The 26,146-nt window shown below is 54.6% G+C and carries 30 protein-coding genes; 24 read left to right on the plus strand and 6 right to left on the minus strand.

Annotation, left to right across the window (positions count from 1 at the left end; genetic code table 11):
- The first annotated feature begins 13 nt into the window (after positions 1 to 13).
- The 6 genes from C7445_RS11040 to spo0A all read left to right on the plus strand — a co-directional run bounded on the left by C7445_RS11040 (position 14) and on the right by spo0A (position 6,330).
- Positions 14 to 844, plus strand: a complete 831-nt coding sequence (locus C7445_RS11040) for a TlyA family RNA methyltransferase (RefSeq protein ID WP_134160305.1) — start codon at positions 14 to 16, stop codon at positions 842 to 844.
- 38 nt (positions 845 to 882) lie between these two features.
- Complete coding sequence (locus tag C7445_RS11045; RefSeq protein WP_134160307.1) at positions 883 to 1,383, plus strand: hypothetical protein; 501 nt, start codon at positions 883 to 885, stop codon at positions 1,381 to 1,383.
- Positions 1,384 to 1,399: 16 nt separating this feature from the next.
- Positions 1,400 to 2,251 carry an NAD(+)/NADH kinase gene (locus C7445_RS11050; RefSeq protein WP_134160309.1) on the plus strand — a complete coding sequence of 284 codons (852 nt, stop codon included), beginning with the start codon at positions 1,400 to 1,402 and terminating at the stop codon, positions 2,249 to 2,251.
- A 12-nt stretch (positions 2,252 to 2,263) separates the two neighbouring features.
- On the plus strand, positions 2,264 to 3,949 hold the full coding sequence (gene recN, locus C7445_RS11055; RefSeq protein WP_134160311.1) for a DNA repair protein RecN: 1,686 nt from the start codon (positions 2,264 to 2,266) through the stop codon (positions 3,947 to 3,949).
- A gap of 92 nt (positions 3,950 to 4,041) precedes the next feature.
- The gene (spoIVB, locus tag C7445_RS11060) at positions 4,042 to 5,319 is read left to right on the plus strand and encodes a SpoIVB peptidase (protein WP_243835143.1); all 1,278 of its coding nucleotides are present in this window, start codon (positions 4,042 to 4,044) and stop codon (positions 5,317 to 5,319) included.
- Between the two features lie 213 nt (positions 5,320 to 5,532).
- On the plus strand, positions 5,533 to 6,330 hold the full coding sequence (spo0A, locus tag C7445_RS11065; protein WP_208320908.1) for a sporulation transcription factor Spo0A: 798 nt from the start codon (positions 5,533 to 5,535) through the stop codon (positions 6,328 to 6,330).
- A gap of 33 nt (positions 6,331 to 6,363) precedes the next feature.
- On the opposite strand, the gene C7445_RS11070 is transcribed toward spo0A, so the two are convergent.
- Positions 6,364 to 6,735 (minus strand): hypothetical protein, encoded by a 372-nt coding sequence (locus C7445_RS11070; protein ID WP_134160317.1) that lies wholly within the window; start codon positions 6,733 to 6,735, stop codon positions 6,364 to 6,366.
- Positions 6,736 to 6,865: 130 nt separating this feature from the next.
- Between C7445_RS11070 and hemQ the strand changes: the two genes are divergently transcribed.
- The 3 genes from hemQ (at position 6,866) to C7445_RS14890 (ending at position 9,064) form a co-directional block, all read left to right on the plus strand.
- On the plus strand, positions 6,866 to 7,681 hold the full coding sequence (hemQ, locus tag C7445_RS11075) for a hydrogen peroxide-dependent heme synthase (protein ID WP_243835144.1): 816 nt from the start codon (positions 6,866 to 6,868) through the stop codon (positions 7,679 to 7,681).
- Positions 7,647 to 8,810, plus strand: coding sequence for an amidohydrolase (locus C7445_RS11080; RefSeq protein ID WP_134160319.1), 1,164 nt, complete (start codon positions 7,647 to 7,649; stop codon positions 8,808 to 8,810). Before hemQ ends, C7445_RS11080 begins: the two co-directional genes overlap by 35 nt.
- A gap of 131 nt (positions 8,811 to 8,941) precedes the next feature.
- The gene (locus C7445_RS14890) at positions 8,942 to 9,064 is read left to right on the plus strand and encodes a hypothetical protein (RefSeq protein ID WP_279586214.1); all 123 of its coding nucleotides are present in this window, start codon (positions 8,942 to 8,944) and stop codon (positions 9,062 to 9,064) included.
- 65 nt (positions 9,065 to 9,129) lie between these two features.
- Here the strand turns inward: C7445_RS14890 and C7445_RS11085 are convergent, their stop codons facing one another.
- Positions 9,130 to 9,966, minus strand: coding sequence for a M48 family metallopeptidase (locus C7445_RS11085; RefSeq protein WP_134160321.1), 837 nt, complete (start codon positions 9,964 to 9,966; stop codon positions 9,130 to 9,132).
- Between C7445_RS11085 and C7445_RS11090 the strand changes: the two genes are divergently transcribed.
- Positions 9,961 to 10,476 (plus strand): hypothetical protein, encoded by a 516-nt coding sequence (locus C7445_RS11090; protein ID WP_134160323.1) that lies wholly within the window; start codon positions 9,961 to 9,963, stop codon positions 10,474 to 10,476. The two genes, C7445_RS11085 and C7445_RS11090, sit on opposite strands and share 6 nt — an antisense overlap.
- Before the next feature lie 24 nt (positions 10,477 to 10,500).
- Here the strand turns inward: C7445_RS11090 and C7445_RS11095 are convergent, their stop codons facing one another.
- The 3 genes from C7445_RS11095 to C7445_RS11105 form a co-directional block, all read right to left on the minus strand.
- Entirely contained in the window at positions 10,501 to 11,004 is a 504-nt protein-coding gene (locus C7445_RS11095) for a hypothetical protein (RefSeq protein WP_134160325.1), read from the minus strand.
- An 18-nt stretch (positions 11,005 to 11,022) separates the two neighbouring features.
- Positions 11,023 to 12,381: a glycosyl hydrolase family 18 protein gene (locus tag C7445_RS11100; protein ID WP_134160327.1), complete on the minus strand. Its 1,359-nt coding sequence runs from the start codon at positions 12,379 to 12,381 to the stop codon at positions 11,023 to 11,025.
- 94 nt (positions 12,382 to 12,475) lie between these two features.
- Positions 12,476 to 13,156, minus strand: a complete 681-nt coding sequence (locus tag C7445_RS11105) for a molybdenum cofactor biosynthesis protein (RefSeq protein ID WP_134160329.1) — start codon at positions 13,154 to 13,156, stop codon at positions 12,476 to 12,478.
- Positions 13,157 to 13,208: 52 nt separating this feature from the next.
- Between C7445_RS11105 and moaC the strand changes: the two genes are divergently transcribed.
- From moaC to C7445_RS11160, 11 genes are all read left to right on the plus strand, one after another.
- Complete coding sequence (gene moaC / locus C7445_RS11110; RefSeq protein WP_134160331.1) at positions 13,209 to 13,703, plus strand: cyclic pyranopterin monophosphate synthase MoaC; 495 nt, start codon at positions 13,209 to 13,211, stop codon at positions 13,701 to 13,703.
- A gap of 85 nt (positions 13,704 to 13,788) precedes the next feature.
- On the plus strand, positions 13,789 to 14,712 hold the full coding sequence (gene lipA / locus C7445_RS11115) for a lipoyl synthase (RefSeq protein ID WP_243835145.1): 924 nt from the start codon (positions 13,789 to 13,791) through the stop codon (positions 14,710 to 14,712).
- Between the two features lie 41 nt (positions 14,713 to 14,753).
- Positions 14,754 to 15,446, plus strand: a complete 693-nt coding sequence (gene lipB / locus C7445_RS11120; protein ID WP_134160333.1) for a lipoyl(octanoyl) transferase LipB — start codon at positions 14,754 to 14,756, stop codon at positions 15,444 to 15,446.
- A complete protein-coding gene (locus C7445_RS11125) occupies positions 15,433 to 16,551 on the plus strand; it encodes a M20/M25/M40 family metallo-hydrolase (RefSeq protein WP_134160335.1) in 1,119 nt (372 codons plus the stop codon). The genes lipB and C7445_RS11125 overlap by 14 nt, the downstream gene beginning before the upstream one ends.
- A 1-nt stretch (position 16,552) precedes the next feature.
- Complete coding sequence (locus C7445_RS11130) at positions 16,553 to 17,086, plus strand: NUDIX hydrolase (protein WP_243835146.1); 534 nt, start codon at positions 16,553 to 16,555, stop codon at positions 17,084 to 17,086.
- Positions 17,065 to 18,246 carry an endonuclease Q family protein gene (locus C7445_RS11135; protein ID WP_243835147.1) on the plus strand — a complete coding sequence of 394 codons (1,182 nt, stop codon included), beginning with the start codon at positions 17,065 to 17,067 and terminating at the stop codon, positions 18,244 to 18,246. The genes C7445_RS11130 and C7445_RS11135 overlap by 22 nt, the downstream gene beginning before the upstream one ends.
- Positions 18,247 to 18,427: 181 nt before the next feature.
- Positions 18,428 to 19,093: a stage II sporulation protein M gene (locus tag C7445_RS11140; protein WP_243835148.1), complete on the plus strand. Its 666-nt coding sequence runs from the start codon at positions 18,428 to 18,430 to the stop codon at positions 19,091 to 19,093.
- A 10-nt stretch (positions 19,094 to 19,103) separates the two neighbouring features.
- On the plus strand, positions 19,104 to 19,430 hold the full coding sequence (locus C7445_RS11145; RefSeq protein ID WP_134160337.1) for an RNHCP domain-containing protein: 327 nt from the start codon (positions 19,104 to 19,106) through the stop codon (positions 19,428 to 19,430).
- 95 nt (positions 19,431 to 19,525) lie between these two features.
- Positions 19,526 to 20,407, plus strand: a complete 882-nt coding sequence (gene xerD, locus C7445_RS11150; protein WP_134160339.1) for a site-specific tyrosine recombinase XerD — start codon at positions 19,526 to 19,528, stop codon at positions 20,405 to 20,407.
- A 21-nt stretch (positions 20,408 to 20,428) separates the two neighbouring features.
- Positions 20,429 to 21,610, plus strand: coding sequence for a phosphopentomutase (locus tag C7445_RS11155; protein ID WP_134160341.1), 1,182 nt, complete (start codon positions 20,429 to 20,431; stop codon positions 21,608 to 21,610).
- 119 nt (positions 21,611 to 21,729) lie between these two features.
- Positions 21,730 to 22,983, plus strand: coding sequence for a D-alanyl-D-alanine carboxypeptidase family protein (locus tag C7445_RS11160; protein ID WP_134160343.1), 1,254 nt, complete (start codon positions 21,730 to 21,732; stop codon positions 22,981 to 22,983).
- Between the two features lie 90 nt (positions 22,984 to 23,073).
- On the opposite strand, the gene C7445_RS11165 is transcribed toward C7445_RS11160, so the two are convergent.
- Positions 23,074 to 24,390 carry a helix-turn-helix domain-containing protein gene (locus C7445_RS11165; protein ID WP_134160344.1) on the minus strand — a complete coding sequence of 439 codons (1,317 nt, stop codon included), beginning with the start codon at positions 24,388 to 24,390 and terminating at the stop codon, positions 23,074 to 23,076.
- 164 nt (positions 24,391 to 24,554) lie between these two features.
- Between C7445_RS11165 and spoIIAA the strand changes: the two genes are divergently transcribed.
- The 3 genes from spoIIAA to sigF are packed head-to-tail and all read left to right on the plus strand — an operon-like array spanning position 24,555 to position 26,143.
- Positions 24,555 to 24,905 (plus strand): anti-sigma F factor antagonist, encoded by a 351-nt coding sequence (spoIIAA, locus tag C7445_RS11170; RefSeq protein ID WP_208320906.1) that lies wholly within the window; start codon positions 24,555 to 24,557, stop codon positions 24,903 to 24,905.
- A gap of 5 nt (positions 24,906 to 24,910) precedes the next feature.
- Positions 24,911 to 25,372, plus strand: coding sequence for an anti-sigma F factor (gene spoIIAB / locus C7445_RS11175; RefSeq protein WP_134160348.1), 462 nt, complete (start codon positions 24,911 to 24,913; stop codon positions 25,370 to 25,372).
- Between the two features lie 15 nt (positions 25,373 to 25,387).
- A complete protein-coding gene (gene sigF, locus C7445_RS11180) occupies positions 25,388 to 26,143 on the plus strand; it encodes an RNA polymerase sporulation sigma factor SigF (protein ID WP_134160350.1) in 756 nt (251 codons plus the stop codon).
- Positions 26,144 to 26,146: the final 3 nt, after the last annotated feature.

Raw genomic sequence — 26,146 nt, forward strand, 5'->3', positions numbered from 1 at the left:
AAAGGAAGACAGCATGGCCAAAGTTCGATTGGACGTGTTTTTACATGAACGGGGTGACTTTCCAAGCCGGGAGGCGGCGCGGCGGGCCGTGATGGCTGGCCTGGTCGATGTCGATGGGGTGCGCGTTGAGAAACCTGGGACACAAATCAACCCGGAACGGCAGGTTACGGTAAAGCGTCCGCCGCATCAATTTGTGTCACGTGGCGGTCTGAAGTTGGAACGGGCGTTAACGATGTTCGGCGTCCCCGTGGCGGATCGCGTGGCCATCGATGTCGGAGCATCGACGGGTGGCTTCACCGATTGTCTGCTGCAGCACGGAGCGCGCTTGGTCTATGCGGTCGATGTGGGATATGGCCAGTTGGCGTGGTCGTTACGGCAGGACGAGCGGGTACGTGTGATGGAGCGGTTCAATTTCCGCCATGCCGATCCGAAATGGTTTGATCCGACTCCGGAACTGGCTGTCATGGACGTTTCATTCATCTCCACAAAATTGCTGTTTCCCAAGCTGGCGGAGGTGTGTCACCCCGCTTCGGATATTGTCAGTCTGATTAAGCCTCAGTTTGAAGCGGGACGAGGGAAAGTCGGGAAGGGCGGCATCGTTCGCGACAAACAGGTTCATCTGGACGTGTTGTTGGACATGCTGGATCATGTCACGACACTCGGCTGGTCCTGTTGGGGGCTTGATTACTCTCCGATTTCGGGCGGCGACGGCAATATTGAGTTTCTCGCTTGGTGGAGGATGTTTGGGAGCCCAGAACAAACGGCCGTATGGCGATCGCGCTGTTCCGACGTTGTCCAGTCTGCATGGCAAGCTGTGGGAGGCAACGGGAAGGAACCCGGTTGACCAGCCGTGTATTCGGGTGACGGTCGGGAGTTGGGTTAGTGCTGACGGGCTTGGTTTTGCTGGCGGCGTGTATTTGTGTTGGCCTCGTCATTCGCTCGTTGTGTCGCGAGTGGCTGTATCGGGATCGTGAGAATCGCGTCGATGGTTTGAAATCGGTTGCGCGCAAATGGCTTGAAGAGAACGGGTACGATATTCTGCGGATCGAAGGCAAGGCGGAATATGTGGGTCGCGTCGACGATTCGCAATGGAGCTATTCGATGAGCGCCGACTTTATTGCGCGCAAAAATGGACGCGAGTATGCTGTTTTTGTAACGATCCATAAGGTACCGGAAACCGAAGTGAATGAACGGTATTTTCCGCTCGCCGTGATCCTCGGTGTGCACGGTGTGCTCTTTGTCGATGTCCTGAATGAGCGTATTCAACGTGCTGAATTTTTGATTGCCAAACCGCGGCGTCAACAAATGCGACACTGGTTGCACAATTTGGCTTGGCTTGGTGGGGGTGCACTGGTCGTATTCGCTTGGCTTCACCGCATGTAGGGATGGGGGAGGACATTTGCGCCAGATTGCTCTCTTGTACAATCCGCAAAAAGCAGAGGCTTGTTCGGTCCGCAACGATGTTACAGAGCAATTGGAACGAGCAGGCATCGGCGTGATCGACGTCTCGGTCAATCACGATACCGACATTATGGCGAGCCATGCGCAGGTTAAAACGGCGGAGCTGGCCATTGTTCTTGGCGGCGATGGGACATTGCTCGGGGTTGCTCGTCAACTTGCTCCGCACCGCATTCCTCTTCTTGGCATAAATGTAGGTCACCTCGGGTTTCTAACAGAATCTGAACCTTCACAGCTAGAACCTGCCATCCGTCGGATCGTTGCCGGGGACTACCATTTAGAGGAGCGTTTGATGCTTGAAGCCCTTGTGTATCGCGATTTGAAAGAGGTAGCGAAATTTACAGCATTGAATGATGCGGGTATCGGCAAAGGATCGTTTGCTCGCATGGTAACTCTCGACGTTCACGTCGATGATGTTTACGTCGATACCTATACAGGGGATGGTGTCATCATTTCGACGCCCACCGGGTCGACCGCCTATTCTCTGTCCTGTGGCGGGCCCATCGTCAGCCCGCACCTACAAGTGATGCTGATTACTCCGGTTTGTCCACACACGCTGTTTTCGCGTCCGTGTGTCATCGATGCGTCGTCTGTGGTGCGTCTTACGGTACATGCACGGCATCGCGATGTCGCGCTCGCGGTCGATGGGCAAGAGGGCGTATGGTTGCAAGAAGGCGATGAAGTGTTGATTCGTCAGGCACCGTACGATGCGACGCTGGTCAGGTGGCCGGATCGCGAGTTTTTTGATGTTCTTCGCAACAAGCTTCACAACGATCCGTCCTCTGGTGTGTGAGGAGGAAAGGTATTGCTTATCGAGTTGTACGTTCGCAATTTTGTCCTCATTGATGAATTACGGCTCGCATTTGGCAAGGGACTACATGTTTTCACAGGTGAAACGGGCGCTGGCAAATCTCTGCTGCTCGACGCGACAAGAGCTGTGCTCGGTGCGCGAGTGTCTTCACAGATCGTGCAGATTGGCGCGGATCACGCGCTCATCGAAGCTGTGTTTGCCGTCGCGGATAGCCCGGCATCTTTGCAACTGTTGGAGCAATGGGGGATCGATCGCGATGACGTACTTGTCGTCTCGCGCACGGTGTACGCGAACGGGCGGTCCCAGTGCCGTATCAACGGCCGCGCGGCAACCGTGCAAATGTTGCGTCAGCTTGGCGAGACGTTGGTCGAGATGCAAGATCAGCATGAATCGGTCGCGTTGGTAACACCTATGTACCAACGGCGCTTATTGGATCTTTATGGCCGTCATCGAGAGTTGCTGGATGCGACGGCTTCTACATATATGCAGTGGCAATCGCTTGTACGTGAATTGGCGGCTACGCAAGTGAGCGAACGGGAGCGGGCACAACAGATTGATGTGTGTCGTTTTCAGATCGAGGAAATCGAACGAGTGAACATGGCTGTCGGTGAAGACGAAAGCCTTCGCGAAGAACGGCAACGCCTGCTGGTTGCGCAAAAGCTTCGTGGGCATGTCGATGCCTTAGCCACCAGTCTTGACGATCCTCGGGTTGGCGCAATAGTCCAGTTGGCTACGGCTGAGCACGAGGCCGCTGAGTTGGCTGAACGTGTGCAAGGGTTTGCTGAAATTCACGAGTTGATTGCGGCTGCCAAGATCCACGTCGAAGAGGCTGCGTTTGCGGTGAGTCGCTATGCTGGGCGCTTGGATGTCAATCCGGCCCGTTTGGCGCAAATTGAGGACAGGTTGGCCGAATTGCGGGGATTGATGCGTAAATATGGTTCTACGGCAGCCGAGATCGACGACTACTTACAGCGAGCAAAGACGAAACTTGCTGAGTTGGAGTCATACGAACAACGTGTCGCTGACCTCGAGCAAGATGTCAACACCACGGAAGGACGGTATATCGAATTTGCGCGGCGACTGCATGATGCTCGAGTCGAAACAGCTAGGCGTCTGCAAGCGAAAATTACGGAAGCGTTACGCCGATTGCAGATGATGGATGCTGAGTGTGAAATCACCGTTCATTGGCAGGATGACATGAGGTCAGAGGAAGGCATGGACGACGTTCAATTCCTTTTCCGGGCAAATCGCGGTCAGCCGTTGCTTCCCCTGCAAAAAGTTGCATCGGGCGGAGAGCTTTCGCGCACTCTATTGGCTGTCAAGGTCGTTGTCGCTGATCTCGAACACGTCGAGACGCTTGTTTTTGACGAAATTGACGCTGGCGTCAGCGGTGAAGCTGCCCAGCGAGTCGCAGAACTTTTGCGAGAACTGGGTTCGGATAAGCAAGTCTTATGTGTGACGCACTCCCCACAAGTAGCTGCGGCGGGGCATGTGCATTTTGAAATCCTCAAAGAGGTTGCGGGAGATACGACTTCAACACGGGTCCGGAATCTCAATGATCGAGATCGGGCTATGGAGATTGGTCGGCTGCTTGGGGCCGGGGTCTCGGACGACACAGCTTTGCGCCATGCATGCGCACTGCTGGAAAGCTTCCGAAGAGGGACCACGATTGCGAATTAGGTGGGAGCTTTTTTACGTTATAGATCAGCCCGCCGCGGGCACCTTAGGATTACGCTGCACGAGGTGTCATGTCCAAGGGGAGGGAACGAACCATGGCGGGTTGGTTACGTGCGCTGAAGTTTGCCAGTTTGATTGCGGTTACACTTGCTTGCTTTGCGCCACCGGTTCGGCACCTAGAAACCTTGCCGACCAATATCGATATGACGACTGACGATGAGGTCGCGGTTCCTCGCACAGGTGGTTTTCGTATCATTAATTCCCCACAGCAAATGCATTCTGATTTCTCTCATCCGGCATTTGTCGATCTCTCATCGCAGCAGCCTGGTGACGTCGAGATTCAGAACCGCGTGTTCGGACTTATTCCTTGGCACACACATGTTCATGTTCAGCAAGCGGAGCGGGTGATGGTCGGCGGCCAGGCGGTAGGGATTCGCCTGTCATCCACGGGACCCATTGTGGTCGGTTTTCACCGAACATCCGATGGCTCGTCGCCGGCAGCCAACGCACACGTGGAAATTGGCGACATGATCCTTTCGGTCGATAAGCATCCCGTGCGTTCGGCGATCGAACTGCAGCAAGTGATACGCGATAAGCGGGGTTCTATCCTTCTGACAATTCAGCGAGGCGAACACAAAAAGGACGTCGTCGTGCATTGTCCAGCTACTGCCGCCGGATCGCAGTTGGGCGTATATGTTCGGGACAAGACGGTCGGCGTTGGCACCTTAACCTTTTATAATCCCGAAACAGGAGCTTTTGCAGCGCTAGGACACATGATTAGCGACGTCGACACCGGGCGGCCTATTATTGGTGAGGGCTTGATGTATCCTGCTGTCATCACTGGGGTACAAGCGGGAAAAATCGGCGAACCAGGCGAAAAGAAAGGAATGTTTGTTCATTCGAGTCGTGAACTAGGCCACATCGCTGAAAATACTCCGTATGGAATATTTGGAAAGTTAGACGTCTCCGCTTGTCATGCCACTGGAGGCTTGCGCGAAGCCATACCTGTTGCACTGCCGACACAGGTTCATCCGGGACCGGCTGTCATTTACACCGTTCTGCACGGGCAAAAGGTAGAGCCATTTCAGGTGCGAATTGAAAATACATCACGGCAGCGAACGCCTTCGACAAAAAGCTTGATTCTGCGAGTGACAGATCCTCGCTTGTTGTCGGCCGCTGGCGGTATTGTTCAGGGTATGAGCGGCAGCCCAATCGTACAGGATGGCAAGCTTGTCGGAGCGGTAACGCATGTGTTTGTTTCAGACCCTACGCGCGGATACGGAGTCTATGCGTATTGGATGCTTCATCACAACGCCCGTGATGGCGAGTCCGCTTCTGCGGCGTTTGCGAATGGCCCGGCGAAGGCTGTATAAACGTCGACGGTCCATTTACATCAATGACTCCATAAGACATAGGACTCCATAAGACAAGGGCCACCTCGTTGGAGATGGTCCTTGTCGAACGTTGTCGAAAAGCCATACATCAACACGAAAAGTATTACATAGATTTGGCAGGAGTGTACGCTTTGCCGTCGAATCCTTAGAATGACAGATAAGCAGGGAGGGTGTTCATTCGTGTCTTCTCGGATGAAGGTGTTGATTGCGGACGATAATCATGAGTTCGCCGAACTTTTGGGCGAATTCATTTCGGCCCAGCCGGATATGCAGGTTTGTGGAATTGCGTATAACGGAAGTGACGTCTTAAATCTCATTCGCGATGCAGAACCAGATGTATTGGTGTTAGACATTATTATGCCAGTTCTTGACGGAATCGGAGCGTTAGAACGTCTCTCTGAAGTGACGAGACGTCCTCCGAAGGTGATCATGCTAACTGCATTTGGCCAAGAGACCGTTACCCGACGCGCTGTTGAGTTGGGCGTGTCATACTTCATTCTCAAGCCCTTCGACATGCCTCTTTTGGCTGAACGAATCCGCCAGGTGATGAACGGCAATGCCGCGCCTGTCGCCGCTACCCAGCAAGTCGCGGCCTATAATCACACCAGTACATATGCGCCAGCGCCGCCATCCCGCCGTTCCGTCGATGCACAGATCACCCAAATTATTCATGAAATTGGCGTGCCGGCACATATCAAAGGCTACCATTACTTGCGGGAAGCGATAGGGATTGTGTACGAAGACGTCGAGATTCTGGGATCCATCACAAAGATTTTGTATCCCAAAATTGCCGACCGATACAAGACCACACCATCCCGTGTGGAACGAGCCATTCGCCATTCCATTGAAGTTGCTTGGGGGCGTGGCAATATCGACGCCATTCGGAAAGTGTTCGGATATACCGTCAGTGCTTCCAAGACGAAACCGACAAATTCGGAGTTCATCGCCATGATCGCCGATAAATTGCGGATGGAACATCGAGTCGGATAACCAAACGCGAGGGATGTGTGAGCCGACGCAAGTTTACGGACTGTTGCTCAACGAGGGCATGTGATACTTGCGTTGGCGCCATCCTGCGAACACTGACACACCGCAATGGATGGCTGCGACACCGCACCACAGCCAGACGGTGACGTCGCCATAAGCTGCCGCCACAGCACTACACCACAGCATATTCAGTCCATGAACAACAGCAGCAACCCATAACCTCCAAATCGCAAGGAAACTTGCCATGCAAAAAATGAGACCGGCGATGGTCTCGGCAGCACCTGCCGCTGCAAGTTGGTCAATGCCGTTTATGGTTCCCGCGCGAGCGACGACGAGTGCTGAACCAGTGCTATACACAGCCATGGCAAATGAAGTTGCAAAGACGGTCCATTTCACTGCACGAACCACGATTCATCCCCTGCCTGTCCAAGGATATAGAACGAGACTATGCCTTGTGTCGTTGAAACATGCCTGTAACGCCTTTGGGGCCCGTCCAATACCTTGTTATAATTGGACACAGTAAAGGAGGAAGGTCGTTATGAGTGCCCCGAAAACATTAGATGGATGGTATGTTTATCACGACTTTCGAAAAGTTCGTTATGATCTTTGGAAGGGGATGTCTCAGCCTGCGGCCAATGCGTTGCTGCGTGCCTATGCCGGGTTTGCTGAAAGCCAATACGAGATTCAGCAAGATCGGAAAGGCAGCTTTGGGCAATTTGTGATCGCTGGTAACAAGGCGGACATCCTGTTTCTCTATATGCGACCTTCGTTGGAAGAATTGAACGAGGTAAAAGCGGCGTTTGCTGCCACTCCGATGGCAGACTTTACGGAGTCCACGTATTCCTATATCTCTGTCGTCGAATTGGGTGGTTACTTGGCGAAGCCCGGCGTCGATATTGAGCAGGATGAAGCCATTCAAGCCCGCCTCAAACCAGCCATGCCGTCACACCGCCACATCTGTTTCTACCCAATGAACAAACGGCGGATTCATCCAGATAACTGGTATATGCTCGACGAGGAAGAACGCCGCAAATTCTTGCTGGCGCATGGCGCCATTGGGCGGCGTTACGCGGGGATCGTCAAACAAATTATCTGTGGGTCCATCGGCCTTGACGACTGGGAATGGGGTGTGACGCTGTTCGCCGACGATCCGCTCCAGTTTAAGAAATTGGTTCACGAGATGCGCTTTGATGAGTCCAGCGCGCGATTCGCGGAATTTGGTCCGTTTTACGTGGGACATCAGGTCGATACGGATGAACTGTGGCGGTGGCTCATGCGATCACGCGCGTCATTTACGCACGAGAGGGGAGCGGGGATACATGACAGAGATCGAACAATGGGTCAAGGCAATTGAGTCCGATTTGGTGCGTTGGCGGCGGCATCTTCATGCCAATCCTGAACTCTCTTTTGAAGAGGTACAGACTTCCCAATTTGTGTTTGACACGCTCTCTCAATTGCCTGGGCTTGAAATCTCCCGTCCCACTGAGACGAGCGTTGTGGCCCGTCTGCGCACCGGAAGGCCGGGGAAAGTACTCGCGTTGCGAGCCGACATGGATGCGCTTCCGATAACCGAGGAAACGGGCCTCTCATTCGCGTCGAAACACCCAGGCATCATGCATGCCTGCGGCCATGACGGCCACACCGCCATGTTGCTCGGGGCGGCCAAAATTCTACACGAACAGCGGGCGCTGCTGACGGGCGAAGTTCGTTTTGTCTTTCAACACGCCGAAGAGCTGAATCCTGGTGGAGCGCAGGAACTTGTCGATCAAGGTGTTTTGGAGGGCGTGGACGCGGTTATCGGGCAACATTTGTGGCAAGAGCTCGAAAGCTGCCGCGTCGGAGTGCGCGAAGGCGCTTTGATGGCGTCACCAGATACGTTCCACATCACCATTGTCGGGCGTGGTGGCCATGCGGCTCAACCGCATCTGAATGTCGATCCCATCGCGATTGCTGCGCAAGTTGTCGTCAATCTGCAGCACATTGCAAGCCGTATGGTCGATCCGCTCGAACCCTTCGTCTTGAGCGTGACCAAGTTCGTTGGAGGCACGGCTGACAATGTGATCCCAAATTCTGTGGAATTGTGCGGAACGGTGCGTACCTTTCAAGAGGAACGGCGTGATCTCGCCGCGCGTTGGATGGAAGATATCATCCGCGGCATCACATCGGCGCATGGCGCCACATACACGTTTCACTACGACAAAGGCTACCGCCCGGTGCATAATGACCCACAACTTACTCGCTTTGTCCGCGATGTACTGCAAAGCGAATTGGGCGAGTTGGTTACCGAAGCCGTGCCGACCATGGGCGGGGAGGACTTCTCAGCTTACCAAACGGTGGCGCCTGGGACATTCTTTTTCACCGGGATTCGTCCCCTTGCCAGCGACGCATTTCCTCACCACCACCCGCGTTTTGATATCGACGAGCAAGCCCTTGCCGTCGGTTGCCGAGCGTTTGTCGCCATTGCATTGGAGTTTCTCAAATAAGACAAAGGGTAAGAATATGCAGGCCGTCCAGGTTGGGCCCACGAGGGATGAATTTGACAGGGGCAGCTGTCACTTGCGAGCCAATCAGGGCCCTCATACACTACACCAGAACTGAGCGAGGGGGTGTAGTGATGTACGGAGTGTTTGGCGGTTACACCCGCTGGGCGGTTGTGTTCCTCATCATCTTCGTCCTGTTCATTTTGCTGGTTCCTTATGCCACCACCACAACCTGCACCACAACCCCGGTGTATTGATGCATGGTGGCTCAGAAAGCGGTTCGACCCTTTGGGCGGACCGCTTTCCGCCTGTGCTATGCCTCTTAGGATTGCACCCAGCCGTCTTCTCGCAACCGAAACAATTCGTTTCCATGGTGCTTTAACCAGGCGCGCCTTTGCCGCCAATCTGGGATGATGGTTTCGACGATGGACCAAAAGCGTTGACTATGGTTCATTTCCCGCAAATGCGCCAGTTCATGGATGATCACATAGTCGACGATCCGATCCGGCGCCTGGATGAGCCGCCAGTTCAACTGAATGTTGCGCTTGGTTGAACAACTCCCCCATCTGCTCCTCTGTTCCCTGACGCGTACGATCTCCGGAAATAAGCCATGCTCAGTCGCCAGCGCCCACGTGCGCTTCGGCAAAACATCGGCCGCTAGCTGCCTGATGAGAGCATATAGCACCTGATGTTGAATCGCAGGTTGCGCCTCCGGTACGAAAATACATCTTTGATCCGGGTACATCCCAACGGTTGTCTCGGCCAGGTGAATGGACCAAGGCGTACCGCGCAGGCTGATGGTATCCCCCGGAACAAGAGGGAGAACGTCCAAGGCGGGCGACGTTTGTTGCTGTGCCAACACCCATTCGCGGTTACGTTCGATCGCGCCTTGAATCGCGGCCATAGGTGTTCTTCGCGGTGCACTGACCCGCAACATTCCATTGTCCCAGCGCAAAATGATACGCACCTGGTTGGGACGCGGTGCTGCCACCGTATACGGGATGATCACACCGTTTAACGCGATCTGATAGATTGGGTCCATGTCTTGATGTTTACGCTTGTCCATAGATTCATTGTAGCGCATGGGCATAACCGTGTCGCTGGGAAGCAGACTACACGATAGTCCATCCAGTCCAAGATTGGAGGTTTCGCCATGCATCGGTTAACACCTGTGGCTGTCGCTGTCCTGTCTGCCACCTTGCTTCTTGCTGGCTGTGGCGATGGAAATCGGCCAGCGAATCAAGCTGCGCTCGCCCAACAAGCTCTTCCCAGCGCGATCGCCGATCCGCCAAGCAAAGTGGATCTCCCGCACTATCAAGCACGCAATCCGCATTTTGATGTCATGACAAAAGATGGCAACATCGTGGTCCGCTCGGACGATCACGGCTGGAACGGACGCTCGATCGACATCTATTACGCGCCGCCAGAAGCCGTCATGATTCACGACGGTGATTATGTGTTGCGCGACGCGACGCACTTACAGCGCATCGCGTCGGTTCCCCTTAAAGGAAATCAAACCTGGATCGCCGTGTGGAACGTGAAGGGCCACACCTTGCCGCGAGAGTTTTATTTATTGGCTAAGACGAATGTCGGACAGGCGAACATTGAACATGTGCTTTGGATGAATCAAGGATATATCGAAGGAGGGGCCGAGTCGCGCGTGCAATGACGGCGGTTCGAGGGGCATTCGCCGTCAGCGAAGCCGCTGCCAGTGCCCCCAAAGCCCTTGAAACGCAACGCCGCCTGCGATTGCCATCAGCAATGAAACTGCCGTTTTAAGGGCGGTATAGCGTATCCCGAAAAACGGCAGTTCCGCTGGCAGGCGGGTGAGCGATATCAACTGCCATGACGTCATGAAGGCAAAAACGGCCCCTGGTGCCGCATCTGCCGCCAAAAGTCCAGCTGCGAGCGGATAGACCGCAAAGCGGGAGCCAGTGCCGACAAGTCCCATCAAGGCCGCCAACGTGATGCCGATCACGCCTGATTGGGGTCCGAGCCAGAGCGCGATGGCAGCCGAATCGAATAATTGCGCCGCCAGCCCTGCGGCAAACATCGAAACCAAAATCCAAGGTATTGCGTTCACCAGCATGTCGATGGCCTCGTTCCAACCTTCGGCCGCAACTTCTGGGCGCGCCCCCGCGCATATGGCGTACCCTGCAGCTGTAACAGCCGCTAGGCCTATCAGCGTCTTATCCATACACATCCCTCTTTCCTATCAACCGGCAACGTGGATGGTCTGAGCGTTCCCTGCGCGCAAGGATTGAACGGTCGTTGTCCAGGTGTTTGGATCAGACCAGGCGAGCGACCAAACCGCGACCCCCGCAAGTCCGTTCTGCGTCACGAGCGACAAGGTATCTTGATACGTGTTGGCCGTCGGGTACCATACTTCTGTGTAGCCGTCGGCATCTGGAAATTTGGTGTACATGAGATCAAGCGACGGACTCCACGCGCCAACGGGGGCTTTGTCTTGACGCAAAATGTCGGTGACAGCTCCTGCGCTCACGGGTGAACTGGTGACGCTCCCATCGCTGTGGACGTACCAAAAACGAGTATAAAACGGCATGCCAAGAATGAGCTTGTCGGTCGGTACGCCAGTGTTCAGCAAATCGTTGACACCAGCTGTCACCCACGGCAAATCGGCGACCGGACCGGGATCGGGATCTGTCCCCCAGTGTTCGTCATATGCCATTAAGACGATTTCGTCTGCGTTATCGGCCAAGCCAGCATGGAAAAAGGCGAGACTATCGTCCAATGGGACGATATCCGGCGAGATGTCGACCGATAGATTGGCGTGGATGGGGGCGAGGGCTCGATGTAAATTCGCGATGAATTGTGTAAACAGATTTCGATCCGCAGCCGCCAGATTTTCAAAATCGATGTTGACGCCGTCCAAGTGATAGAGCTTGGACTGATAAACCAGTTCGTCGATCAGATTCGACTCCGCCTTTGGATTGGCGAGAACTTCGTGTGTCAAGGTCGCTGAGAACTGATTGTCAACCATGACCCATACCTTGATGTCATGCTGATGGGCGTAATCGACCACGGACGGTAATACGCTGCCGCTTAGATTTCCAGACGCATCCTGTAGGTGCAGCCACCCTGGGCTGACGACGTTCATGCCAGGATTATCCGCCATCAGTTGGATTGAGGAACTGGCTGACGTGGAAGGCAGCCAGCCAAGGACAATGTCCTGATTGTTGTTGGCAATCGTCGTGATCGACTGAAACAACGACGTCTGTGCGCCACTATTCTGGACGGCTTGTGCACTGGTCTCGGGCAGGAGAGAGGTCAACATTTTGAGTGGATCGGAAAACGGCAGCCGGACGTGAGCCGCCACGGCAGACGCGATGGACTCTGTCGGTGCCGTGGATTGTCCTTGATAGTCTGCCGTTCCGTAAAGTTGATTAAGTTCGATATTCGCTAGCTCGTCCGCTTCAGAGGTGGCAATTTGCTGCATTCCCGACTTGCCGAGGAATGCCCACACCGTGCATGCACAACCGACCAAGAGAAGCAGGAGTGCGGCGGAAGCGGCGATGAATTGTGAGACGACGTTGCGAAGCGTGGTACGATCCATGGCCACACACCTCTCTGTTGGAATTCCTACGAGAGTCTATGACCGGATTGCCCCGTTTAGAAGAATAACCGCAACGTGCTAGAATGACAGTGGACTAGGATGATGGATTGGCTCGCCAAGCTGTGGAGCCATCTGCAAAGTACTCTTTCTTCCAAATGGCAGCTTCACGTTTCAGTCGTTCAATCAGCGTGTTTGCCGCCTCAAATGCAGCGGCTCGGTGTGGCGAGGACGCTCCACAGATGACGGCGATATCGGTCGGTAGGAGTTTGCCAATTCGGTGCCATTGCAACGTCTTCATGCCTGGGTAACGTCGCTCCACTTCGGCTTGAATGGTCGCTAGTTGTTTGTACACCATCTCCGGATACGCTTCGTACACCAGGTGATCGGTATGCCGCTGGCCAGTCCACTCGCGAACGGTGCCAACGAACAATACGGTTCCGCCATGGTTGGGATCTTCCAACAGCTGATATGCTTCCTCGACGGCGAGAGGCTTTTCGGTAACGCGCAGCCACGGCGCGACACTTTCCATTTCGCCGCCCCCGACGGGCGGAATGAATGCGATCTCGTCAGTTGGGCGCAACGTATCAGCCGGCCTTGCCAGCGCATGGTTTTTCGCGACAAGCACGTTCGCCAACGCATCCTCAAGCTGCGGATAGCGGCTTGCTACCAGACTAGGCAGCTCACCTGCTGGCAGTGCGTCTGGCACATCGATGCTGATTTTGTCTTGTCCCATGATTTCCTTTAAATTTGCAAACAGGCGAATTTCGATCTGCATGTCGGATCACCTCGTGCCAGTCGGTACAAATGGACAACAGGAGCGATGTCAAGTGTCTGAGCAAAGTTTGAACCATTTTACACAGGATGGCCGACCTCACATGGTCGACGTCAGCGAAAAAGCTATCACCAAGCGTACAGCTGTCGCCGAATCGCTGGTGCGCATGCAAAGAGCGACGCGCGACGCTATTGTACACCAAGCGATGCGCAAAGGCGATGTCCTCACCATTGCAGAATTAGCTGGGATTATGGCGGCGAAAAAGACGTCTGAATTAATCCCCTTATGCCATCCTGTACCCATTCATCACGTTTCGGTCGATATGGACTTCGAGGAGCGGGATCACCCCGAATGCGCTTGGCTGCGTATTGAGGCGCAGGTCGATACCGCGCATCAGACGGGCGTCGAGATGGAGGCGCTCACCGCTTGTACCGTCGCAGCGCTCACCGTGTACGACATGTGTAAGAAGGTCGATCGGGCGATTGAGATTGAGTATACGCGCTTGGTCTATAAGAGCGGGGGCGAAAGCGGCACCTTTGACCGCCGCTAGAAGCTCATGTTAGCAAGCGTTACAATAGAGGGAGGACGAAAGCGGAATGTCGCCGCTTTTGATCTCACAAGTTGGGATGATGAAGATGAGTGAATCGACGATTGGGGCCAAGGCAGAGCGGGCTCAAAAAATAGAAGAACAGCGAAAAAATCGCCCGGAATGGCTCAAGGTGACGGCGAAGACGGGCAAGAACTACACGGCTTTGAAGGACATCATGCGCACGCAATCCCTGCACACGGTTTGTGAAGAGGCTCACTGTCCAAACATCTTTGAATGCTGGGAACAGCGCACCGCCACGTTTATGATTCTCGGCGACATCTGTACGCGTGCTTGCAGGTTCTGCGCCGTGCACACGGGACGGCCGACAGAGCTTGATCTCCGCGAACCCAAACGGGTCGCGGAAGCGGTCGTCGCTATGGGTCTCGAACACGTTGTCATTACTAGTGTCGCCCGGGACGATCTCGCCGATGGCGGCGCGTCGATGTTCGCCGCGACGATTCGCGAGGTTCGCAAGCTGGTGCCGAGTTGCAGCGTCGAAGTGCTGATTCCCGATTTCGACGGCAACTGGGACGCACTGCGGCTCGTCATGGACGCGGAGCCGGATATCTTGAATCACAACGTGGAGACGGTGCGGCGCCTCTCTGACAGCGTCCGTTCGCGTGCGAAGTACGAGCGCACGCTTGAACTTTTGCGCCGCGCCAAGGAGATGAAACCCGCCATTCCGACCAAGTCCAGTATTATGGTTGGCGTGGGCGAAACGATGGAAGAAATTTATGCGACGATGGACGATCTTCGCCGCGTCGACGTCGATATCTTGACCATTGGACAGTATTTGCAGCCAACCGAAAAACACCTGGTCGTCGAGCGTTTTTATACGCCGACCGAATTCTTGCGGTTGCGTGGTGAAGGCTTGAAGCGAGGATTTCAACACGTCGAGTCAGGTCCCATGGTACGCAGTTCCTACCACGCCAAGGAGCAGGTACCAACGGGTGCGCAAAAACTGCGCTGACGCCGTGACAACGCTCGATTTCGATTGTGGAGGTCATCGAGATGGCAGTTGCGCTTGATTGGCAGTCGCTCGGCGAGATCGAATACGATAAGGCTCTTGAATTGCAGTTGTCTCGCGTCGATACGTTGCTTGCCGGCGCGGATGAGCGACAGACGGTGTACGCTTTGGAGCATCCGCGGACCATCACCATCGGTCGCAACGGTACGCGTGATCATATCCTGCTCCCTGCCGAAGTACTCGAGCGGCAAGGCTTTGTCGTGCGCGAAGTCGATCGCGGCGGCGATGTGACATACCACGGGCCTGGACAGTTGGTCTTGTATCCGATTCTTCACCTTGATCCGTGGGGAAACGACGTTTCCAGGTTTGTCCGTAATTTGGAAGAGTTCGTAATCCGCGCTATCGCAAACGTGGGCATTACGGGCACCCGCGTTGGCGATCTGCCTGGTGTATGGGTTGGCGATGATAAGATTTGCGCCGTGGGTGCGCGTGTCAAGCGGCGCCCAAGCGGAGAATTCGTCACGTATCACGGCATCGCACTCAACGTCAATACGCAGTTGTCCGACTTTGGCGCCATTGTTCCCTGTGGCATTCAGGATCGCGGGGTAACGTCCATCGCACAGGTATTGGGCGAGCCACAATCCTTGCCTGTCTGGGAGAAGGTGCTTTGCGACGCGTTTTGTGACGTGTTTGACTGCACTCTGACCCCCTCTGGGATGAGCCATGCAGACGCCTGAGCCAATCACCGGACGGAATGGCGTAATCGGACTCTTTTTCGATCTCGTTGCCATCCCAAGCCCTTCGTTTCAAGAAGGGGCGATGGCCAGTGCATGTCGTGCATGGCTCGAACGTTTCGGCTGCGAGGTGCAGATCGACAACGCCGATCGCAAATTCGGTGGGCAGACCGGAAATCTGTGGGCGGCCATGCCCGGTAGATCCGGCATGTCCGCCGTTTTGTTGTGTGCGCATCTGGACACGGTAAGGTCAGCGTCGAAAGCCGTGCCATACATCGATCACGAGGGCGTGATTCGCAGTCGTACCCTTGCGCAGTTAGGTGCTGACGACAAGGCGGGGGTTGCAGCGATTCTCGCATCGATTCGGCGCCTGCACGAGGAGAACCTGCCTCATGGGGACATTCAGGTACTCTTGACCGTCGGTGAAGAGGCGGGGCTCTATGGTGTGCGATCACTCGAGCCCAGCGCCCTCGGCGCAGAGAGGGCGTTGGTGCTCGACTGCGATGGTCCGGTGGGTTCCATTGTCACATCGGGATCCGGTCTCGTTCGCTTGACTGGCACACTTTGTGCGGCGAGTGGCGCTGGCATGCCACAGGTCGGGGCGATGCAGGCGACTGCGCAAGCCGTCTCAGCCATGCGCCAGAAATCGTTTGGCGGTGCAACCATCGAGATCGATTCGTTTCATCCGGTGGACGGGGGCGTACAGGTGATGGGAAGAGCGATTGCGAGCGAGATCCATCTACTCGAAGACGCGGTCCGTGCTGCATCCGATGATTTTCAGCGGACGGCGGCCGCCTGTGGCTACGACGGCCGCGTCGAGCACGAACTCGTGTATCCGCCCTATGCCGTCGCGCGCGAGGGAGCCTGGTATCGTGCGGTAACTTCTGCGATCCGCCGCTCCAATCTCGCGTGTCAGGAGCTGCATGTGGTGCATGGGAGTGACGCAAACTGGTTGTCCACGTTCGGTGTGGAAGCTCTGAATCTCGGCACAGGTTATAAAGGTTCACACTCAGAGGACGAGTGTATCAGCGTGACCAGTCTGTGCCAGCTTGAGCATCTCATCGTCGAGATTTGCAGTCAGGCGGGCATGGACAAGGAGGGATTTTGACGTGATTCATCATGAAGAGACGATTGGCGAGGAGTCATTGTTTGCGGGACGCATGATTCAGTTGAAGCGGCTGACAGTGAAACTGCCCAACGGATCGACCAGTACGCGGGAAGTTGTTGTTCATCCAGGTGCGGTGGCGGTGTTGGCCGAGGCGGAACCTGGTTTCGTCGTGCTTGTACAGCAATATCGCAAGCCGTGTGAAAAAGTCTTGTGGGAAATTCCTGCGGGCAAGTTGGAACCGGGTGAAGCACCGGAACAAGCCGCGCTGCGGGAACTGGCTGAAGAAACGGGGTATGTCTCGAAGGATGTACAGCTGGTGCACAGTTTTTTCACGGCACCCGGATTCACCAACGAGTATTTGCACGTCTATTTCACCAAGGCCGTGGAAGCCGGGGAGGTACACCCTGACGCCGACGAATTTGTCGAAGCGCGCCTCTTTGCCCGGGATGACATTGAGCGGATGCTTGCAAACGGTGAAATCGAGGACGCCAAGACGCTCGTGGCGCTTTACTGGTGGCGCCAGAACGGCCGATGAAAACCTACTTTGCGGACTTTCACATCCACGTTGGACGCGCAAAAGATAGGCCCGTGAAAATCGCCGCCGGGAAGAATCTTACGCTGACGAACTTGCTCGAACACGCGCAAACTGTGAAGGGGCTCGACATTGTCGGCGTGATCGACGGTGTGTGCGATCCGGTCTTGGCCGAACTGGACGAGTTGGTTGCAGCTGGCGATCTCGCCGAGTTGCCGGCCGGCGGCCTGCTCTATCGGGATCGGGTGCTGGTCGTCGTCGGATCGGAAATCGAATTGAAGGGGCCGAAGGGACGAGCCGCTCACTTTGGCTGCTGGTTTCCGAATCTCGCAGCGGCGCGCGATTTCAATGGATGGCTCAAGACGGTGCAAACAAACACTTCGCTGTCGTCTCAACTTGCGCGTACGGATGCTTCAGTGCTTAGTCAGGAGACGCACGAACGCGGTGGTTTGCTCGTGATCCATCACGCGTTCACGCCATTCAAAGGGATTCTTGGCGCTGCCGTCGACCGGGTTTCCGACTTCATCGATCTCGGTGCGATCGACGCGTTGGAACTTGGCCTTTCGGCGGATACGTCGATGGCTGACCGGATCGAGCAAATTCAGCCGTTCACATACCTTTCGAACTCAGACGCGCACGGTCTTGATACCATTGCCCGCGAATGCAATCGCGTGTTGCTTGCAGACTTGTCGTTCGCAGAGGTCCGCCGCTTGCTCGCTCGACAGGAAGGCAGGGAAATTGTCGAAAACATTGGCCTTCACCCAGTACACGGAAAGTACTATCAAACGCGCTGTCGACGCTGTGGTGAGGTTGCCGGGGAAGGGCGCGTGTGCAGTTGCGGAACGCATCGCCATGTGGTGACAGGAGTGTCGGATCGGATTGCCGCTTTGGCTGATTTTGCTGAGCCGCACCATCCACATTGGCGTCCTCCGTATCGCCACATTGTACCGCTGCTGGCCATTCCCGGGGTGGGGCCGAAAGCGTATCGGTCGCTGGTCGACGCTTTCGGCAGCGAACTCGCGTTGCTCCGAGAAGATATTGCCAAACAAGATGTGCAACAGGTTGTCGGTGAGGCTCTCGGAGAGCGCGTGTTTCAAACGTTGCGGGGCCATGTTTCGTTCGCGGCTGGAGGGGCAGGCACCTACGGCAAGTTGCTGGTGTGAGGGAGGGGCGTGCGCCCCTTTTTGCAAAATCTCGCAGACCATCAGGACAAATGAGAATTTCAAAGTCTAGCGGCGATACTCGTTTCATAGAATCCTGTTGAGAGGTGTGGTTGATGTACGCGCCTCTGGAACAAACGGCTTGTCAGGTCAAGTAGCCGACGCCGAATTTGGGGGATGGAACGTGAGATCGACCGCATTCGTACCACAACGTCGCCGCTGGTATCTACTCACGCATACGATCCGCCACCAGCTACGCGCACAGGTCGGAAAACATGGGCACACATGGTCGTTTCTGCTTGGTATCGCCGTTTGTGGACTTGTGTTCGGCGCAATGGTCGCGGGACAACTTGGGCAGGCGGACAAGATGGTTTTGGGAAACGCCTTAGAACAACTCTTTATCGCCCTTGCACACCACCAGATTGCGTCTGGCAGCGAGGTATGGGCACAACGCGCACTGTCGGACGCGGAATGGATAGGATGTATTTGGCTGTTTGGCGTCTCTGTCATCGGCATTCCGTTCATCGTCGGTGCGGTGTTCCTCAAATCGTTTACGGTCGGGTTCGGTGTTGCCTATACGACACTCCAGTTTGGATGGAAGGGATTTGCCGTCGCCTCTATCGGGATATTTGTGCATCAATTGATCATGTTGTTCACGCTGTTCATTGCAAGCGCGACGGCAATTCGTTTTTCCTACCAATTGGTGATGCAAGCCGTGCCGGTGTCTCGTCTTACCGTGCAGTTCTTGAGATATACTGGTACATTTTTGTTATGCAGCGGCGGAATCATGTTAGGGGCTTCTGTGCAGGCTTTCATGGTTCCTGCTTTGCTGACTCGACTCATCGGGTGAGGGCTGGTTCGTGTCTCGTTTTACACATCGCAATGAATCGTTTACATGTATGAACTGCGGCTTGCAGGTTCAACCAAGTGAACGGACATGCCGCAATCACTGTCCACACTGTTTGTATTCCGTGCATCTTGATATCTTCCCCGGCGATAGACAGGCAAATTGCGGAGGCATCATGGAGCCGTTACGGATTGAGTACAATCCACGCAAAGGGTATCAAATTGTTCATCGTTGCCAGCGCTGCGGTCACGAGTCGCGCAATATCGTACTCCAGGATGTCGCGGTACAACCTGATGAACAAGAGGCCATTTATGAATTGATGAAGCATCCAAAGGCGTGATGGTCTTCCAAAGGAAACGTGTGGTTGCAGGACTTTCGGCTGTGATCGTGGAATACTCCAATGCTTTTAGATTTGGACGGCAAAGGAGCGTTCCTATGGACGAGTGGATTCAGCAGTTTATGGAACATCTTCGCGTGGAGCGGGGGTTGTCCGTCAACACACTCGACTCGTATGAGCGCGACTTGCGTGCCTTTCATATGTACCTGAACGAACGCGGATGTCGTTGGGGTGATGTGGAGAGGCACCATATCAACGCGTACTTGGCGCATCTGCACGCGCGCGGTCGTGCGAGTTCAACTCTATCTAGGAATTTGGCGAGCATTCGCTCGTTTTTTCACTTTCTTGTGCGCGAGGATTTATTGCCGCGAGATCCGACGCTGCATGTGGAAACGCCACGGATTGAAAAGCGCTTGCCGCGCGTATTGACGCCAGAAGATGTCGACCGTCTGTTGCGCGCGCCCGATCCCAGTGGTCCGACAGGTCTTCGCGATGTGGCGATGTTGGAACTGCTGTACGCTACAGGCATCCGTGTCAGCGAGTTGGTCTCGCTGCGCTGTGAAGACGTGCATCTTGCTGCGGGCTTTTTGCGTTGCTTCGGCAAGGGAGGCAAGGAGCGTGTCATTCCAATTGGCGAGTACGCCTTGCGAGCGCTCCTGGCATACCTCGATCACGCTCGTCCTGTCTTGGTTCGCGCAGGAGAAACAGCCTTATTTGTGAATCATCACGGCACGCAAATGTCCAGGCAGGGATTCTGGAAGATTATCAAAAAGCATGCGCGTGAAGCCGGCATTGTGTCGGACATCACGCCACACACGCTCCGGCATTCGTTTGCGACGCATCTTTTGGAGCGGGGCGCTGACTTGCGCGCAGTGCAGGAGATGCTCGGGCATGCGGACATCTCGACGACGCAAATATATACTCATGTGACAAAAACGCGCATGAAGCAAGTCTATGTTTCCGCTCACCCGCGTTCCTAACACCAGGGAGGGGATGGCACTTTGTCATCGCGACGTTGTATTTGGATTGTCCTTGATAGTTGTGGGATCGGCGCTGCGCCAGATGCTTCTTTATACGGCGAGCCAGACGCCATGAGCAATACCATCGTCCATGTGGCGGAGGCTGTCGGCGGATTGGCGGTTCCCAACTTGGAACGCCTCGGTCTGGGGCGGATCGACGATGTGCCAGGCGTGTCGAAGGCTGCGGCCATAGGAGCGTACGGCACCATGGTGGAGCGCTCGGCCGGAAAGGACACGACGAACGGGCACTTGGAATTTGTCGGGGTTGTCTTGTCCGAGCCTATGCCGACGTACCCGAATGGATTTCCGCCCGGAATCATTGAACCTTTTGAGCGGTATGTGGGAAAACCGGTGCTGGCCAATAAGCCGGCTTCCGGTACCGTCGTCATCGAGGAGTATGGCGAACTCCACATGCAAACGGGCCGCCCAATCGTGTATACGTCCGCGGACAGCGTATTTCAGGTCGCGGCACATGAAGCCGTCGTACCCATCGCCACGTTGTACGACTGGTGCGCGTACGCGCGTTCCATCCTGACAGGACGCCATGCAGTCGGGCGTGTGATCGCTCGTCCGTTTGTCGGTGAACCAGGCGGTTTTGTGCGTACCGATCGACGCCGCGATTTTTCGTTACACTTTGGCGATACGGCGTTGAATGCCGTCGAGCGAGCCGGGTATCCGGTCGTCGGGATTGGAAAAATCGGTGACATTTATGGCGGATCGGGCGTGACAACGAGCATTCATACACATGACAATGACGATGCGATGCGCATCATTGCAGAGCAGATGCAGGTAGTCCATGAGGGACTGATTTATGCGAATCTGGTTGACTTCGATGCCAAGTATGGGCACCGTAATGACCCGGTCGGCTTTGCCCGGGCCATCGAGGCGTTTGACCGTTTGCTGGGGCCGTTGCTTGCTGCCATGCAGCCGCAGGACCTGCTCATCGTGACGGCCGATCACGGTTGCGATCCGACGGTTCCTGGTACGGATCACACGCGGGAGCGCGTTCCGGTGTTGGCCTGGCACATGCGGATGACGTCGCCGGTCGACTTGGGGGTACGTTCCACATTCGCCGATGTCGGTGCCACGGTAGCTAACTTCTTTGGAGTCGATCAACCGCCCGTAGGAGTTTCGTTTCTGGATTCGTTGCAGCTCCATCGATAAACATTCTTTGGACATGTGGAAGTAACTCCTGGGTTCGGATTGCGTGCGTGTAGATGCATGGATCTCTGCACAAAATAACCCCGATTCGATTCGAAACCGAACGAAAAGGGGGTTGCAGGATGAAACGGCACACCAAACGTATGCACAAGGCCGTCGCCGCGACCGCATTGCTGGCGGCTCTCGGTGGCCCATGCGCGCCGATGGTGCACGCGGATGCAACTTCAAAGACTGGCTCCATCATTCCCATCAAGGAGATGCCAGACGCTCCAAAGGCGGAATCAGCGTCATCTGTCGATCTCGCCAAGCAAGCCCGTTCTGCGGTGCTTATGGACGCGACAACAGGAAAAGTGTTGTATGCAAAAGATGCGCACGAACGGCTCCCCATGGCGAGCATCACGAAGATCATGACACTCCTTCTTATCTTTGAAGCCATCGATTCAGGAAAGCTGAAGTGGACCGACTCGGTAAAAGTCAGTGAGCATGCGGCGAGCATGGGCGGATCGCAAATCTTTCTCGAGCCCGAAGAAAGCATGACAGTGCGCGATATGGTCAAAGGAATTGCCGTTGCTTCGGCGAACGACGCTTGCGTGGCGATGGCGGAGCATCTCGATGGCAGTGAAGAGGCCTTTGTGGCTCGGATGAACGAGCGTGCCAAACAGCTTGGCATGACCGATACGCACTTCTCGAATTGCAACGGACTTCCTGTGGAAAACCATTATTCGAGTGCACACGACATCGCGGTGATGTCCCGTGCGCTTTTGGCGCATTCGGAAGTGACATCGTTTACATCCATCTACAGCGATTATCTGCGCAAAGACAGCAATCACCCGCTTTGGCTGGTCAACACGAATAAACTGGTGCGTTTTTACGACGGTGTCGATGGCTTAAAAACGGGGTACACCCAAGAAGCAAAATATTGTTTATCGGCGACCGCTAAGCGTGAAGGATTTCGTGTGATTGCAGTGGTGATGGGTGAGCCCAAACCGGCCGTTCGCAACGCAGAAGTAAGTGGCATGCTCAATTGGGCGTTTGCCCATTATACGACCGTGTCGGTGTATCCGAAGGGCCAAGTCGTGGGCAAGGCAAAAGTGACGAAGGGCACGCGCGATACCGTGGAAGCTGTCACGAAGGAGCCAGTCGCGTTTGTGGCTGAAAAGGGAGCACGCAAGCCGTATACGACAGAAGTGGTCTTGGACAAGGTGAAGGCACCTGTGCAAGTCGGGACCGTGGTCGGCAGGGTCATCGTTCGCTCTGGCGGTGAAAAGGTTGCTGAAGTACCTTTGGTGGCGAAACAGTCTGTGGATAGGGCTAATTTCTTCCAGGGTTTTGCAAAAACCGTTAAAAAGGTCGTTACCTTTGGTCACGCCGAGTAATTGCTCTCGACCAAGTGTCGAAAATGACAGCTCGTTCGCTCGACCCTAATCGACAATTTGTCGAGCGAACGAGCTTTTTGCTGACGAATGTTATTGTCGTGGAAATATCCAAAACGAGAGCGGCGCCATTTCTCGACCGTACTGTTCGCCTGTAGTGAGCGCTTGCCCAGCTTGCATTTGACAGAACTCGATCAACTCATCGGCAGCGCCGATTTGATGCAGAATGTCGCATTTCATGCTGGCGTACCCCCTCGGCAAACGCGTTGGGTCGTCCTTGCAACAACCCTCCAGTCGATCCAGCTCGGCATGTGCGTTCACAAAATCTTGGAGTCTGGAAAATAGCTGAATACGCAGTGTTCGTAATCCGATTTCGGCACGTATGTCAAGACGTTTCGATGCCAGCGCGGTCTCGGTGTGGTCGATCCCCTCATCGAACCGTTCCAATGACAAACAGAGTTGAGCGAGTTCGTGATGTAGCGCTGTGCGCAGGAGATCATCGTGCGGGTTCATTTGCGAACGAAGTTCCTGCAGATATTCGTAGGCCTCGTCATAGCGATTGGCCAGACGCAGGATGAGGCCGTGATTGATACGGCAGCGCATAGCGTTGCCGAAATTCCGTGAGTTTTCGTGTTCATCAACTGCCCGATCGCAGTACACTAAGGCGTCTTCAAATTCCCCCAGGTAGGTCGACGCACATGCGAGACCGTGGTAAATCGTTGCGAAGTCCACACGGTTAGAATGTTTGTGTGTGAGTTCCAATAGTTCAAGATAGATTTCTTTAGCCTTTGCGAATCGGCTGGATTGCAGATGGAGCCGCGCTAAACTAAGCCCTATTTTCATCGAAATCGGCATATAGAATTCCACATGTGTGCGAATGATCTCGCGAGCCCGTTCCAAATACGTCGTTGCCACATCGTCTTGACCCAGTTTGCGACGCGCCAGCGCACCGTGGTAATAACCGCGCACCACGATGGAAATATCCGAACGGTTGCAGCCCAATTCAATGAGCGATTCGTACATATTGGCCGCGCGTTCATAGTCTTGAAGTTGAAAGTAGCAGGTGGCTAACTCCATATAGAGGGCATCCGGACGAAATTGTGGCGCCAGCGGCCAGCTCAGGGACTGAAACAGATCAATGGCTTCACGATACTTCCCCGCCTCCATGTGTTCCTTGGCTGATCGGTAACACTGCAGTTCGTCCGACTTTTCAATAAACTCAGTTTCAAAATAGCTCAACTCGACGCCAAGTCGATGGGCCAGTTGTGCAAGCAACTGTTGTGACGGTGTTGAACGATCCGTTTCAATTTGGCTGATCATACTTGGCGTTGAGACGCCACTTGCCAATTGAAGTTGGGTCAAACCACGTTGTTTGCGGAGAGCTCGTAATTTCCTTCCGAGTGTTTCCATCAAACGACCTCCACGACCGTTTTTGTCAATTTTACTACGTACAAGTTTAACTTGAAATGGGAGAATTGTCGAAAACGCAAGAATCACAACTACTTTTGTCAACAGGCAGGAATTGACCGTTTGAAGCGTGAAATTGTTGGCCAGATCGCTGATATGGAGGGAGAATGACGGTGCCAGTCGAGACGAGATACGAGCATGGTGTCTTGGTCATTGGACTCAAAGGAGAATTGGACCACCACGCTGTGGAACAAATTCGGGATAGAATCGAAGAACAACTCGAGGAACACGGGTATCGGGGGTTGGTGATGTCGTTTCGAAACATCGACTTCATGGACAGTTCGGGCCTGGGGTTGATTCTTGGTCGATACCGTACAGTCACGGAACACGGTGGCAAGATGGCTCTTTGCGAAGTGAGTACATCGTTGCGAAGATTGTTTGAGATGTCAGGCCTGCTCAAGATACTGCCGGTTTACGAATCTGAGGAAGCTGCGATGGCAGCCATTCTGGGAGCGTGATATGTATGGATCGCATCGCTGAGGATGTCCGCCTTGACAATTACCTGCGCCTGCAGTTTCCAAGCCGGTCGGAAAACGAATCGCTGGCTCGGGTGGCCGTTGCGTCCTTCGTCGCGTCGCTGGACCCGACCATGGAGGAACTGACCGAATTAAAGACCGCCGTTTCCGAGGCAGTCACCAATGCCATCATTCACGGATACCAGGAAGGCGACGGAGAAGTGACCGTCGAGTGTGCGCTCTTTGAACATACGGTCCGTGTCGTGATCGAGGATCATGGCGTCGGCATCCCTGATATTGAAATGGCGAAACAGCCGATGTATACCTCGCGTCCCGAATTGGAGCGATCCGGTATGGGCATGACCATCATGGAGACGTTTGTCGACGCGATGGAAATTGTTTCTGAAGTGGGGGAAGGAACTCGCGTCACGCTCGTTAAAACGTTTCGAACCGCCCCTGACGTCATGTAAGGGGGCTGTCTCGCGATGGACTATGCGAAAGAGTCGTCTTTTAAGCACCAGAAACTTTCAGATGACGAGGTACGTAAGCTTCTTGAGTTGAGTCACGAGGGCGATACAGAGGCGCGTGACAAGCTGATCGTACATAATCAAAGACTTGTCTGGGCTGTTGTGCAACGCTTTTTGGGGCGCGGGTACGAAGCCGATGATCTTTTTCAGATCGGTTGTATTGGCCTGATGAAGGCCGTTGACAAATTCGATTTGTCGTACGATGTAAAATTCTCCACATATGCCGTTCCCATGATCATCGGCGAAATTCAGCGATTTTTGCGCGACGATAGCACGGTGAAAGTCAGTCGCAGCTTGAAGGAGACGGCAAAACAAATTCGGCACGTGCGCGATCGGCTCTCCAAGGAACTTGGCAGACAACCGCATATTACGGAAGTTGCGGAAGCTATGGGCATGGAGCCGTCCGAAATCGTATTTGCACAGGAGGCGTTGCGCGCGCCCGCGTCGATTCACGAAACGGTATACGAAAATGATGGTGATCCGATTTATCTTATGGATCAAATTGCCGATGAAGAGACGGATGGGAATTTTGATAAAGTGGAACTCCATGAGATTATCGGACGATTGCCGGAGCGCGAACGATTTATTGTGTACATGCGCTTCTTTCGCGACAAAACGCAAAGCGATGTCGCCCGTGTTTTGGGGATTTCGCAAGTTCAGGTATCTCGGCTTGAAAAGCGTATTTTACAGCATATCAAGAAGGAATTGGAGTGAAAT

The organism is Alicyclobacillus sacchari (genome assembly GCF_004366795.1).
GTDB classification, from domain to species: Bacteria; Bacillota; Bacilli; order Alicyclobacillales; family Alicyclobacillaceae; genus Alicyclobacillus; species Alicyclobacillus sacchari.